Source organism: Pseudomonas hygromyciniae (genome assembly GCF_016925675.1).
Classification (GTDB): domain Bacteria; phylum Pseudomonadota; class Gammaproteobacteria; order Pseudomonadales; family Pseudomonadaceae; genus Aquipseudomonas; species Aquipseudomonas hygromyciniae.
The window spans coordinates 4,487,122-4,500,181 of sequence record NZ_CP070506.1; the positions used below are offsets into that span (position 1 = coordinate 4,487,122).

9 protein-coding genes and 4 pseudogenes are annotated in these 13,060 nt (G+C 60.1%); 6 read left to right on the forward strand and 7 right to left on the reverse strand.

What is annotated here, in order from left to right:
• Position 1: 1 nt before the first annotated feature.
• The 7 genes and pseudogenes from JTY93_RS20050 to JTY93_RS20080 all read right to left on the reverse strand — a co-directional run bounded on the left by JTY93_RS20050 (position 2) and on the right by JTY93_RS20080 (position 7,612).
• Positions 2-844 (reverse strand): carbohydrate ABC transporter permease, encoded by an 843-nt coding sequence (locus JTY93_RS20050; RefSeq protein WP_169998954.1) that lies wholly within the window; start codon positions 842-844, stop codon positions 2-4.
• Entirely contained in the window at positions 837-1,745 is a 909-nt protein-coding gene (locus tag JTY93_RS20055) for a carbohydrate ABC transporter permease (protein ID WP_029296391.1), read from the reverse strand. The genes JTY93_RS20050 and JTY93_RS20055 overlap by 8 nt, the downstream gene beginning before the upstream one ends.
• 169 nt (positions 1,746-1,914) lie before the next feature.
• Positions 1,915-3,201 (reverse strand): ABC transporter substrate-binding protein, encoded by a 1,287-nt coding sequence (locus JTY93_RS20060; RefSeq protein ID WP_205518902.1) that lies wholly within the window; start codon positions 3,199-3,201, stop codon positions 1,915-1,917.
• 106 nt (positions 3,202-3,307) lie between these two features.
• Positions 3,308-4,567, reverse strand: coding sequence for a D-mannose isomerase (locus JTY93_RS20065; protein WP_205479133.1), 1,260 nt, complete (start codon positions 4,565-4,567; stop codon positions 3,308-3,310).
• A gap of 144 nt (positions 4,568-4,711) precedes the next feature.
• Entirely contained in the window at positions 4,712-5,554 is an 843-nt protein-coding gene (locus JTY93_RS20070) for an ATPase (RefSeq protein WP_205479131.1), read from the reverse strand.
• A gap of 112 nt (positions 5,555-5,666) precedes the next feature.
• A complete protein-coding gene (locus JTY93_RS20075) occupies positions 5,667-6,665 on the reverse strand; it encodes an NAD-dependent epimerase/dehydratase family protein (protein ID WP_205479129.1) in 999 nt (332 codons plus the stop codon).
• Between the two features lie 52 nt (positions 6,666-6,717).
• Positions 6,718-7,612: pseudogene (locus JTY93_RS20080) on the reverse strand (LysR family transcriptional regulator ArgP).
• 95 nt (positions 7,613-7,707) lie between these two features.
• Here JTY93_RS20080 and JTY93_RS20085 point away from each other — a divergent pair.
• The 6 genes and pseudogenes from JTY93_RS20085 to JTY93_RS20110 all read left to right on the forward strand — a co-directional run.
• Positions 7,708-8,307: a LysE/ArgO family amino acid transporter gene (locus JTY93_RS20085; RefSeq protein WP_205479123.1), complete on the forward strand. Its 600-nt coding sequence runs from the start codon at positions 7,708-7,710 to the stop codon at positions 8,305-8,307.
• Positions 8,308-8,485: 178 nt separating this feature from the next.
• Entirely contained in the window at positions 8,486-9,082 is a 597-nt protein-coding gene (locus JTY93_RS20090) for a superoxide dismutase (protein ID WP_003212997.1), read from the forward strand.
• A gap of 130 nt (positions 9,083-9,212) precedes the next feature.
• Positions 9,213-9,431: a hypothetical protein gene (locus tag JTY93_RS20095; protein WP_169998934.1), complete on the forward strand. Its 219-nt coding sequence runs from the start codon at positions 9,213-9,215 to the stop codon at positions 9,429-9,431.
• Positions 9,432-9,666: 235 nt separating this feature from the next.
• A pseudogene (locus JTY93_RS20100) lies at positions 9,667-11,058 on the forward strand (diguanylate cyclase domain-containing protein); the annotation flags it as partial.
• Positions 11,059-11,141: 83 nt separating this feature from the next.
• Positions 11,142-12,291, forward strand: a pseudogene (locus JTY93_RS20105) (integrase core domain-containing protein).
• A gap of 45 nt (positions 12,292-12,336) precedes the next feature.
• A pseudogene (locus JTY93_RS20110) lies at positions 12,337-12,999 on the forward strand (putative bifunctional diguanylate cyclase/phosphodiesterase); the annotation flags it as partial.
• Positions 13,000-13,060: the final 61 nt, after the last annotated feature.

Here is a 13,060-nt window from a genome sequence, read left to right on the forward strand (position 1 = left end):
ATTACCCCTTGACCGCGCCGGCCGTGAGGCCGCGCACGAAATACTTGCCTGCGACCACATAGACCAGCAGGGTCGGCAACCCGGCGATCATCGCCGCCGCCATATCAACGTTATATTCCTTGGCCCCGGTGCTGGTGTTGACCAGGTTGTTCAGCGCCACTGTGATGGGCTGCGAATCACCGCTGGAGAACACCACGCCAAACAGGAAGTCGTTCCAGATCTGGGTGAACTGCCAGATCAGGCAGACCATGATGATGGGTGTGGACATCGGCAGAATGATCCGACGGAAGATGGTGAAAAATCCTGCGCCATCCAAGCGTGCGGCCTTGACCAACGCATCCGGAATGCTCACGTAGTAGTTACGGAAGAACAACGTGGTGAACGCCAGGCCATAAACCACATGCACAAACACCAGGCCGGTGGTGGTGCTGGCCAGGCCCATTTTGCCGAGGGTGAACGAGGCCGGCAGCAAGACGGTCTGGAACGGCAGGAAGCAGCCGAACAGCAACAGGCCGAAGAACAACTGCGAACCGCGAAAACGCCACATCGACAGCACGTAGCCGTTCAACGCGCCAATGGTGGTGGAGATCAGCACCGCCGGGATGGTGATCATGAACGAGTTCCAGAAGTACCCGTTTACCGTGGCCCAGGCCTTGACCCAGCCGATCCCGGTGATCACCGTCGGCCAGCTCAGCAGGTTGCCGGTGCTGATGTCTTCCGGGGTCTTGAAGCTGGTCAGCAGCATGACCACCAGCGGCACCAGGTACAGCACCACGGCCAGGATCAGCACCCCATGGATCGCGATACGACTGAAGCTGATGGAAGGTTTGGCGAGACTAGTCATGGCGCTTGGTCCTCAGCTCGGAGTACAGGTAAGGCACGATGATCGCGAGAATCGCGCCGAGCATCAGGATCGCACTGGCCGAGCCCATGCCCATCTGGCCGCGGCTGAAGGTGAAGGAGTACATGAACATCGCCGGCAGGTCGGATGAGTAGCCAGGGCCACCGGCGGTCATCGCGGCCACCAGGTCGAAGCTCTTGATCGCGATGTGCGCGAGGATCATCACCGCACTGAAGAACACTGGCCGCAGGCTTGGCAGCACCACGCTCCAGTAGATGCGCGGCAGGCTCGCACCGTCGATCTGTGCGGCACGGATGATCGATTGGTCAACGCCACGCAGGCCGGCGAGGAACATCGCCATGATAAAGCCCGAGGCTTGCCATACCGCCGCGATCACCAGGCAATACACCACACGATCCGGATCGATCAGCCAGTCCAGGCGAAAGCCTTCCCAGCCCCAGTCACGCAGCAATTTGTCCAGGCCCATGCCGGGGTTGAGCAGCCATTTCCAGGCCGTACCGGTGACGATCATCGAGAGCGCCATCGGGTACAGGTAAATAGTGCGAATGAAGCCTTCGCGACGGATGCGCTGGTCGAGGAATACCGCCAGCAGCACGCCGATCACCAGGGTGATGCCGATAAACATGCCGCCAAACAGCGCCAGGTTTTTGCTCGCCACCCACCAGCGGTCGTTATCGAACAACCGCGCATATTGCGCCAGGCCTACCCACTTGTAGGTCGGCAGGAACGTCGAGTTGGTGAACGACAGCACGAACGTCCACAGGATGTAGCCATAGAAGCCCACCAGAACGATGAACATGCTTGGGGCCAGCACCAACTTGGGGAGCCAGCGCTGCAATGCATCGAACGGCGAGGCCTTGCTGAACACAGCAACAGAACTCATGGGGAAATCCAGGGCAAGGAGTAAGGGACTAACGGACAACCTTGTGGGGGCCGGCTTTAGGTGGAAGCTGGCTTGCCTGCGAAGAGATCACCTGGGTGTCACTGATACACCGAGGCGCCTGCATCGCGGGCAAGCCCGCTCCCACACTAAAGCCCATTCCCCCTATGGGTTACTTGGCAGACTTGATCGCCGCACCCAGCTTCTTGGCGGTGTCGGCCGGGTCGGCTTTCGGGTCGTTGATGAAGTTGGTCACCACATCAAAGAACGCGCCCTGTACCGCCAGGGTGGTCGCCATGTTGTGCGCCATGCTTGGTTGCAGGCCGCCAGACTTGGCATCGACCAGGAAGTCCTTGGCCGCCGTCTGGGCGCAGCTGTCAAAGCCGTACTTGGCCATATCGCCGAGCATGTCGTTGCGCACCGGGATCGAGCCCTTGTTGATGCTGAAGACCTTCTGGAAGTTCTCGCCCAGCACCACCTTGGCGATGTCTTGCTGCCCGGCCGAGGTGCCGGCATCTTTCTGCTTGAACACGGCCAGGGAGTCGATGTTGTAGGTGAAGGCCTTGTCGGTGCCCGGGAAGGCTACGCACTCGTAGTCTTTGCCGGCGACTTTGTTGGCGGCCGTCCACTCGCTCTTGGCCCAGTCACCCATGATCTGCATGCCGGCCTTGCCGTTGATGACCTTGGCGGCTTCCAGGTTCCAGTCCTGGCCCTTGCCATCTGCGTCCATATAGGTCGCGACTTTCTTCAGTTCAGTCAGCGCCTTGACCATGTCCGGGCCGGTCAGGGCTGCGTTGTCGAGGTCGACCAGGGCTTTCTTGTAGCCATCCACGCCCATGACCGAGAGCACTACGGCTTCAAATACTGTGCTGTCCTGCCAAGGCTGGCCACCGTGGGCGAGCGGGATGAAGCCTGCGGCCTTGAGCTTGTCAGCGGCGGCGTAGAATTCTTCGAGAGTCGTAGGGTTTTTGGTAATGCCGGCTTTCTTGAAGACTTCCGGGTTGATCCACAGCCAGTTGACCCGGTGGATATTCACCGGCACGGCCACGTAATCGCCTTCGTACTTCACGGTATCGGAGACTTTTTTGTCGAGCAGGCCATCCCACTTCTCGGCCTTGGCCACGTCCTTCAGGACGTCGGTATCGAGCAGCCCGGTGGATGCCCACTCCTGGATGTCAGGGCCCTTGATCTGGGCAACGCCTGGCGGGTTGCCGGCGACCGCGCGGCTTTTCAGTACGGTCATGGCGGTGGCGCCACCGCCACCTGCGACGGCTCCGTCTTTCCAGGTGAAGCCGTCTTTCTCAACTTGGGCCTTCAGGACATCCACCGCCGCCTTTTCACCGCCCGAGGTCCACCAATGCACGACTTCAACCGTCCCTTTCGAGTCGGCGGCAAATGCACTGAGGGGAAACAACGAGGCAATGGAAACAGCAATGGCGAGGCGATTAATCGCGTTCATCTGACTACCTTTTTCTTGTTGTTATGCATGCAAGTCTGGAGCTTGCGCTGCATAGGATTCTAAACAGGGATTTTTCCCAGGCACGTAACAAAGGGACGGGCAAATGTCACCACTTGGTGACATAAGCGCCCGCCGCCAACGCACTGGCCATGCTTGGGGATAAGGGCAGGCCCGGCAGCAATACCGCTTGCCAGGCATGGTACAGGTCCGGCTTGCCGCCCCAGATCTTGCTGGCGGGCTGGTTTAGCGGGTCGAGTTCGTGATGCCAACTGCCCTGGATCCGGTCGATCAGGTGGGTTTCACAAAACTCCCAGAAACGCCGGTACCAGGTTTCGTAATGCCACTCCCCCGTGCGCTTGAGCAGGGCCTGGGCCGCCGCGCTGGCTTCGGCGTGGGTCCAATGCAGACGCTCGCGCACCACCGGACGAAAGTGCCAATCCAGGGTGTAAACCAGGCCCGGAGCACCGTCCGCCGACCAGCCATATTCGCAGGCACTGGCGAACAAGCCCTTGGCATCCTCCAGCAACCACTGCGGCGTGACGAGCCCTGCCTGCTGGCGTGCGGCTTCGAGGTGCAGCACCAGGCGCGCCCATTCGAAGCCGTGGCCGGGGGTGATGCCGTAGGGACGGAAGCCGTCGGCCGGGTTGTTCTCGTTGTAACGATGCAGGGGTTGCCAATAGCGGTCGAAATGTTCGATCACCATAAATTCGTTGGCGCTGGCGTGCTGATGGATCACCCGCTCGACAATGCGCAACGCCCGCCCCAGCCATCGGCTGTCGCCGGTGACATCAGCCAGGGCCAGGAACGCTTCGGTGGCGTGCATATTACTGTTGGCACCGCGATAGGCTTCCACGCCGCTCCAGTCCTGGGCGAACGATTCGAGCATCGCGCCCTCCTCCTCGCACCAAAAATGCTGGTCGATGCTTTGGATGGCATCCGCCAGTAGGGCTTGTGCCCCAGGGGCACCCGCCACTACCGCAGAGCTGGCGGCCAGGGCGACAAAAGCATGCAGATAGGCGGCCTTGCCAGTGTTGCCATCACGTGCGCCGGCGACGGCAAACCAGCCGCCATGTTCGGCATCGCGCAACGGGCCACTGAGACTGGCGACACCGTGTTCCACCAACTGCGCATACCCTGGCAGGCCCTGGGCGTGGGCCATGGCAAAGCTGTGGGTCATACGGGCGGTGTTCATGGTTTCGGCGCAGGCGTCGGCAGGCAGGCGGCCCTGGACGTCGAGGTTGCCGAAGCCTTCAGGCAGCCGGGAAGCCTTGGCAAACGCCAGCAGACGCCGGCCCTCGGCGGCAAGCCAGGCGTGATGGGCAGGTGCGTTCAGCCAACTGCTGGCAGGCAGTGGTTGGATGGTCATGGGTGGCCCTTTTTGTTTTTGTGGGATGACCGCAGTCTAAACAAGGGCCAAGAAGGGACATGTAACGAAAGGGATGGGGAATGTCACTGAACAGTGACATTGGTGTAGGAGCCGGCTTGCCGGCTCCTACCCTATACAGTGGGGTTACTGGCCCAGGGGCGTGACCCTGGCCGGTGCACTGACTTCCCGTTGCAGGTTTTGCATCTGGGTCTGCAAGGTCGTGATGTTGCGGGTAGTCTGGATGCGGAACACGTCGAACTCCTTATTCGACGGCCCTTCAGTAGCGGCACGGTTATCCAGTTCGCTCTTGATCACCAACAGGTCCTGTTCCAGGCGTGCAATGGCCGTGGCCGGATTGCCCTGCTTCTTCAAGGCTGCCACATCCGTGCTCAGCTCCTTGACTTCAGCATTCAACTTGACGGCTTCGGCCTGCGCAGCCTTGAGGGTCGTCAGTTCCGTTGCAAGGGTTTGCACCTGGGCCTGCAACTGGGTATTGGCGCTGGTCAGCTCCGTGGTGCTGGCACTCATTTGCGCCAGGCGCTTGTCCAGGTCGGTGGCCTGGCCCGCCACACCCAACTGCTGCTTGCCCTGCTCCAGCAATTGGCTTTCCAACTGTTTGATCTGCAGCTTGAGCGCTTCACTGCCGGTATTGACGTTGGCCTCACTGGCCACCACTTTGCCGGAAATATCCTGCAAACGGCCGGCGGCCTCCTCGCTGATACGCGCAAAACTCTCCTGGGTCGCCACCAGTTGCTGCCCCATCAGGGAAATCTGCTGGAAACTCCACCACGCCAAGCCCACAAAAGCGAACAGCAGCGCGCCAACCAAGGCCCACAACGGCCCGGTGCTGGCGCTCTTGACCTTGACCACCGGCGCCGGGCGCGAGCGCATGGACGTGGCAGCGGTCGGCACAAAATCATCGTCGTCGCCAATGTCGGCGCGCAGGCTCGGCACATTGTCGAAGTCGTCTTTAGTATCGTTACGCATGAATCAACCTTGAAATAGCCACATAAAAAAACAGAGCGGCGGGAGTATAAACCCCTGGCCCGTCGCCTTGGTCGAGCGACAACCGAAAAATCGCTTCCCGCTATTGCCGACCCTAGCTGGAGCCCGGCTCCTGGACTTTCCACCAATGGCAGAACTCATCGAGGGCCGTCCACAGGCTGACCTTGGGCTGGTAGTCGAGATAATGCTGCGCACGGCTGATATCGAGGCTGAAATCCTTGTTCATCACTTGCATCCCCAGGCGTGACAGGGAAGGTTCCGGACGCCCCGGCCACATCGCGCAAAAGGCCTCGTTGAGCGCCGCGATACTGTAGGACAAGCCGTAGGAGCGGTAACGGGTGACCTGGGGCATTTCCATCTGGCGCATCACATAGTTGACCACGTCCCATACCGGCACCGGCGCGCCATTACTGATGTTATAGGCCTTGCCCAGCGCCGAGCCGGTGGCCAGCAGGCTGCTGAGCAGGGCCTCGTTGAGGTTGTGCACGCTGGTGAAGTCGACCTTGTTCAGGCCATCGCCAACGATGGCGAGACGGTTCTTGCGCTGCATGTTCAACAGGCGCGGGAAGATGCTCATATCGCCGGCACCCGTGACAAAGCGCGGGCGCAGGGCCAGCACTTCGAGGCCGAATTCCTGGGCACCAAAGACTTTTTGCTCGGCCAGGTACTTGGTCGCCGCATAGGGATGCTTGAAGCGCTTGGGCACTTGCTCTTCGGTCAGTCCCAGGTGATCGCGGCCATCGAAATAGATCGAGGGCGACGACAGGTGCACCAGGCGCCCGACCCGTTGTTTCAGGCAGGCTTCAACCACGTTTTCGGTGACCTGCACATTGCCCTGATAGAAGTCCTGGTAACGCCCCCACAGCCCTACGGCGCCGGCGCAATGAACCACGGCTTCGACGTCGCGGCACAGGTCGCGCACCAGGTCCGGATCATTCAGATCACCCTGGATAAACTCGGCGCCGCGCCGTACCAGGTGCTCGACACCCTCGGCGCGCCGCCCGTTGACCCGCACGTCCAGGCCCTGCTCCAGGGCGAAACGCGCAAAGCGCCCGCCAATGAAGCCGCTTGCGCCGGTGACCAGAATTTTCATGTGTTACCCCGTGTTCTTTCATTTTTCATCGCAGTTGCGTTGACGCCGACGGTCACTCCAACGGCACCAGCAATTGGCCGGTAGCCCGTGCCAGATGCTCGGTCAACAGACCGAGCAATTGCCCACCACTGCGCCAATGATGCCAGTACAGCGGCACATCGATGGGTTTATCTGGCAATAACTCCACCAGCACGCCCTTTTGCAATTGATCACGCACCTGCAACTCCGGCACCAATCCCCAACCCAGGCCGGCCTCGGTCAGGCGGATAAAACCTTCGGAGGACGGGCATAAATGGTGTTCGAAACCGCCGTCCACGCCCAGCGACGCCAGGTAGCGATGTTGCAAAAAGTCATCCGGGCCAAATACCAGCGCCGGAGTACGCGCCAACTGATCGGCCCGTACCCCGCCGGGAAAGTGCCGGACAATAAACGCCGGGCTCGCCAATGCCCGATAGCGCATGGCCCCCAGCAACAGGCTACGCGCACCGGCCACCGGGCGTTCGCTGGCGCAGACGCAGGCCGCCACCTCGCCGGCGCGCATGCGCTTGAGGCCGACGGTCTGGTCTTCCACCACCAGGTCGAGCAGCAAATGCTGCTCGGCGCAAAAATCCCCCTACGGCCTGCGCCCACCATGTCGCCAGGCTGTCGGCGTTGATGGCGATGCGCAGCCGCTCGGGCATGCCTTCTTCATCCAACGCCGGCACCTGGCTTTGCAGGTCGCGCTCCAGCAAGCGCACCTGCTGCACATGGTTGAGCAGGCGCCGGCCGATCTCCGTGGGGGTCGGCGGAGTCGCGCGTACCAGCACCGGCTGGCCGATGCGGGCTTCGAGCAATTTGATGCGCTGGGAAATGGCCGATTGCGACACACCAAGCACCTGGGCCCCGCGCTCGAAACCGGCCTGTTCCACCACTGCCGCCAGGGCCGATAGCAATTTATAGTCAAACATCAGTTTTCCTAATGAGCGATCAGCAATATTTGTTTTTCTTATACCGCCTCAACGCCGACAATCGCCAGCATTGATTAACAAGCAGAGTGAATCGTATGTGGCAGAGTTATGTGAACGGCCTGCTGGTCGCCTTGGGGCTGATCATGGCCATCGGCACGCAAAACGCGTTTGTCCTGGCCCAGAGCCTGCGTCGCGAGCATCACTTGCCCGTGGCGGCCTTGTGCGTGGTGTGCGATGCATTGCTGGTGGCTGCCGGGGTGTTTGGCCTGGCGACAGTGCTGGCGCATAACCCTCTGTTGCTGGCGATTGCGCGCTGGGGCGGCGCGGCATTCCTGTTGTGGTATGGCGCCCTGGCCTTGCGCCGGGCCTGTTCCCGTCAAAGCCTGGAGCAAGGTGAGGGGCAAAAGGTGCGCTCGCTGCGTGCGGTGATGCTCAGTGCCTTGGCCGTGACCCTGCTCAACCCCCACGTCTATCTGGACACGGTTTTGCTGATCGGCTCCCTGGGCGCTCAGCAGACCGAGCCAGGCGCTTATGTCGCAGGTGCCGCCAGCGCCTCGTTCCTGTGGTTCACCGCCCTGGCCCTCGGCGCGGCGTGGCTGGCCCCGTGGCTGGCGCGCCCGGCGACCTGGCGCCTACTGGACCTGCTGGTAGCAGTGATGATGTTCAGCGTGGCCTATCAACTGATCAGCAACTGAGCAATATTCCAAAACGCTCTGGAACCTCTATCCCACACAGTTGTTGCGTGGTTTTGCCGCACCCCCGGTGCTATGATCCAGCCCCTGCGCCGCAAAGAGTACAAACTCCCCGGCGCTTGTTTGGCCGCCCGTGATCGGCCTTGCGCTCACCGCAACTGACCTGATTAGGAGAATTATCATGGCTTTCGAATTGCCGCCGCTGCCGTACGCACACGATGCCCTGCAGCCGCACATCTCCAAGGAAACCCTGGAGTATCACCACGACAAGCACCACAACACCTATGTCGTGAACCTGAACAACCTGGTGCCAGGCACCGAGTTCGAAGGCAAGACCCTGGAAGAGATCGTCAAGTCCTCTTCGGGTGGCATCTTCAACAACGCCGCCCAGGTCTGGAACCACACTTTCTACTGGAACTGCCTGGCGCCAAACGCTGGCGGTCAGCCGACTGGCGCCCTGGCTGAAGCCATCAACGCGGCGTTCGGTTCGTTCGACAAGTTCAAGGAAGAGTTCACCAAGACTTCCGTCGGCACCTTCGGTTCCGGTTGGGGCTGGCTGGTGAAAAAGGCTGACGGTTCCCTGGCACTGGCCAGCACCATCGGCGCCGGCAACCCGCTGACCAGCGGCGACACCCCGCTGCTGACCTGCGACGTCTGGGAACACGCCTACTACATCGACTACCGCAACGTGCGTCCAAAGTATGTGGAAGCGTTCTGGAACCTGGTCAACTGGAAGTTCGTTGCCGAGCAGTTCGAAGGCAAGACCTTCACTGCATAAGTAACCCTTGCAGTACAAAGAGCCCGGCGATTGCCGGGCTTTTTCATGCGTTCGATCTGGAACCCGATGTGTCGCTTATGCCACGTAGTGGATGAGGAATATCCCTCTCATCCCTGTCGGAGATTTCACAATGTCTATGTCAGCACTCGCAGCACTTCCCGTGATTGGTGAACTGGCCAAAGCAGCTGCCGATATCACCAAGTCGATCGCGCCCCTGATCCAGCCCTTCGCCGACGTTGCCGCAAAGACCCTGGGCGACACCCTGAAAAACACCAGCGATGAGCAAAGCAAGTCCATAGATTTCGACACTGCGAAAAAAGAACAGAGCGTAACAATCACGTTCAGTTAAGCCGTGAACCTGCGCACCTGACCCTCCAAACCCGCTCCTTCGCTAAACATCGCCCTCCCCCCGCTGGCGCGAGGCGGATACAAATCCGCCTCGCGCCAGCGATGCTCGCCTCACCGGGAAACGCCCCGCGCGGCTTCAAAGCTGCAACTGCTTCAATGTCCCTTTGACTGCCACCACGGGATTGCCAATACTCATGGCATATTGAGGCTACCCGAATGGAACAAGGAATAACCCTTTGAAGCTGGAACTCAAAAACAGCTTGTCGGTGAAGTTGCTCCGGGTGGTGCTGTTATCGGCACTGATAGTGGGCGTTGCATTGAGCGTGGCGCAGATCGTCTTTGATGCCTACAAGACGCGCCAGGCCGTAGCAGGCGATGCCCAGCGCATCCTCGACATGTTTCGCGACCCTTCGACCCAGGCCGTCTACAGCCTGGACCGGGAGATGGGCATGCAGGTCATCGAGGGCCTGTTTCAGGATGATGCAGTGCGTATGGCCTCCATCGGCCATCCCAACGAACCGATGCTCGCCGAAAAGAGCCGGGAGCTGCAGCACTCCCCAAGCCGCTGGCTGACGGACGTGATTCTCGGCCAGGAACGCACCTTTACTACGCCATTGGTGGGGCGCGGGCCGTATAGCGAGTATTACGGCGACCTGAGCATCACCCTCGACACGGCCACTTATGGCCAGGGTTTTATCGTCAATTCGGTGATCATCTTTATCTCTGGGGTGCTGCGCGCCCTGGCCATGGGCCTGGTGTTGTACCTGGTCTATCACTGGCTGCTGACCAAGCCCCTGTCGCGGATCATCAGCCACCTCAGTTCAATCAACCCCGACCGGCCCAGCGAGCACAAGATCCCCCAGCTCAAGGGCCACGAGAAAAATGAACTGGGGCTGTGGATCAACACCGCCAATCAGTTGCTGGCCTCTATCGAGCGCAACACTCACCTGCGTCATGAAGCAGAAAACAGCCTGCTGCGCATGGCCCAGTACGACTTCCTCACCGGCCTGCCCAACCGCCAGAAGCTGCAGGAGCAACTGGACAAGATCCTCATCGACGCCGGCCGCCGTCAACGCCGGGTCGCGGTGTTGTGCGTGGGGCTGGATGACTTCAAGAGCGTCAACGAGCAATACACCTACCAGGCCGGCGACCAATTGCTGCTGGCCCTGGCCGACCGCCTGCGCGCCCACAGTGGCCGCCTCGGCGCCCTCGCCCGCCTGGGTGGCGACCAGTTCGCCCTGGTCCAGGCCGATATCGAGCAACCCTACGAAGCCGCCGAGCTGGCCCAAAGCATCCTCGATGACCTAGAGGCGGAGTTCGCCCTCGACCATGAGCAGATCCGCCTGCGCGCCACCATCGGTATCACCTTGTTTCCCGAAGACGGCGACAGCACCGAGAAGCTGCTGCAAAAGGCCGAGCAGACCATGACCCTGGCCAAGAGCCGCTCGCGCAATCGCTACCAGTTCTATATCGCCAGCGTCGACAGCGAGATGCGCCGGCGCCGCGAGCTGGAGAAAGACCTGCGCGAAGCCCTGGGCCGCGACCAGTTTCATTTGGTGTACCAACCGCAGATCAGCTATGTCGATCATCGCGTGGTCGGCGTCGAGGCGCTGATTCGCTGGCAACACGGTACAAACCGGGGACATCGTTTACATTTCTAACCGGGGACATGGTTTACAGGTTAATACGCATGGTCAGGAGGTATCTGATCATGCCCTGGAACCAAGAGTCCCCCCATGAACCAACGAATCAAACTGGTCGCTGACTGGCTTTCTGGCAACTACACGAAAACCCAGTTGGCACACCGATTCAATGTGAGTCGGCCTACCGTCGATAAATGGATTGCCCGGCATGACGGCGATTTGAAGTCGTTGTCCGAGCTCTCCCGACGACCTCATAACAGTCCAAACAAAACCGACGATGAGATCTTGGCCCGCGTGGTGGCCATGAAGGAAGCCCACGATAAATGGGGGCCGAAGAAGCTTCTCGAGCTATTGCGAATCGAGGATCCAACCATCACCTGGCCTGCCCCCAGCACGGCAGGGCAATGGCTTGATCGGCTTGGATTGGTCAGCAAACGGCGCTTCAAGCGTCGACACGGCACTTCCCACGCCCCAATGCGAGAAGCCAACGAGCCCAACAAGACGTGGTGTGCTGACTACAAAGGGCAGTTCAAGATGCTTAACGGGCAGATGTGCTTTCCTTTGACCGTGACTGACCACGCATCGCGCCTGATTCTGGCGTGCAGGGCCCACCCCAAGATCATGACACAGCCTGTAAAACAGGCATTTGAGAGGCTTTTTCAGGAATACGGCATGCCGCAAGTCATTCGTTCTGACAACGGTGTTCCATTTGCCTCTCCTGGTCTGGCAAGAATGTCTACATTGGCGGTTTGGTGGATCCGTCTGGGCATCTACCCCGAGCGAATCATGCCTGGAAGACCCGCGCAGAACGGTCGCCACGAGCGAATGCACCGCAGCTTGAAATTCGAGTTGCCTTTAGGACGCGACTTGCTTGAGCAACAGCTGTTGCTGGAGCATTTCAGGAATGAATTCAATTATATACGACCACACGAAGCGCTCGGCATGAAACGTCCGGGAGAGTTGTATGTGCCATCTACTCGGCCTTACCCCGGATGCTTACCCGCCGTGGAATATCCGGCAGACATGCAGGTTCGAAGTGTCAGACAGGACGGCTCTATCTTGTGGAAGAACAAGCTGATATTTGTCAGCGAGGCTTTATCTGGAGAACGGATAGGGCTTAAAGAGGCTGAAGAGGATGTTTGGGATCTGTACCTATGTGACTATCCCTTAGGCAGACTTGGACGCGGCAAGAGCCGCATCCAAGCTTCAAATGTGTAAACGATGTCCCCGGTTTCAGATGTAAAGGATGTCTACGGTTCTACACACCCGGAACATGGCCTGGTGCCACCGGACCTGTTTATCCCGCTGGCGGAACAGAACGGCACCATCATCCCCATTGGCGAGTGGGTGCTGGACCAGGCCTGCCGGCAATTGCGCGAATGGCATGACCAGGGTTTTACCGAGCTGCGCATGGCGGTCAATCTGTCCACGGTGCAACTGCACCACGCCGAGCTGCCACGGGTGGTCAACAACCTGTTGCAGATCTATCGCCTGCCGCCGCGCAGCCTCGAGCTGGAAGTGACCGAGACCGGCCTGATGGAAGACATCAGCACCGCCGCCCAGCACTTGCTGAGCCTGCGCCGCTCCGGCGCGCTGATTGCCATTGACGACTTCGGTACCGGCTACTCGTCGCTGAGTTACCTGAAAAGCCTGCCCCTGGACAAAATCAAGATCGACAAAAGCTTTGTCCAGGATCTGCTGGACGACGATGACGATGCCACCATCGTGCGGGCGATCATCCAACTGGGCAAAAGCCTGGGCATGCAGGTTATCGCCGAAGGCGTGGAGACGCCCGAGCAAGAAGCCTACATCATCAGCGAAGGCTGCCACGAAGGTCAGGGCTATCACTACAGCAAACCCCTGCCGGCCCGTGAGCTGGTGGCCTATCTCAAACAGGCCGAGCGCAACAACGCGGCGATCTTATAGCGCCATGCTGGCCACCCAGGGCAAAGCCTTGGGCAGCCAGGGCGCGAATGTGAAACTTTTA

Bases quoted from the DNA above. Each gene is read 5' to 3' on its own strand.
- JTY93_RS20050 (WP_169998954.1), bottom strand. From the start codon at position 844: ATGACTAGTCTCGCCAAACCTTCCATCAGCTTCAGTCGTATCGCGATC.
- JTY93_RS20055 (WP_029296391.1), bottom strand. From the start codon at position 1,745: ATGAGTTCTGTTGCTGTGTTCAGCAAGGCCTCGCCGTTCGATGCATTG.
- JTY93_RS20060 (WP_205518902.1), bottom strand. From the start codon at position 3,201: ATGAACGCGATTAATCGCCTCGCCATTGCTGTTTCCATTGCCTCGTTG.
- JTY93_RS20065 (WP_205479133.1), bottom strand. From the start codon at position 4,567: ATGACCATCCAACCACTGCCTGCCAGCAGTTGGCTGAACGCACCTGCC.
- JTY93_RS20070 (WP_205479131.1), bottom strand. From the start codon at position 5,554: ATGCGTAACGATACTAAAGACGACTTCGACAATGTGCCGAGCCTGCGC.
- JTY93_RS20075 (WP_205479129.1), bottom strand. From the start codon at position 6,665: ATGAAAATTCTGGTCACCGGCGCAAGCGGCTTCATTGGCGGGCGCTTT.
- JTY93_RS20085 (WP_205479123.1), top strand. From the start codon at position 7,708: ATGTGGCAGAGTTATGTGAACGGCCTGCTGGTCGCCTTGGGGCTGATC.
- JTY93_RS20090 (WP_003212997.1), top strand. From the start codon at position 8,486: ATGGCTTTCGAATTGCCGCCGCTGCCGTACGCACACGATGCCCTGCAG.
- JTY93_RS20095 (WP_169998934.1), top strand. From the start codon at position 9,213: ATGTCTATGTCAGCACTCGCAGCACTTCCCGTGATTGGTGAACTGGCC.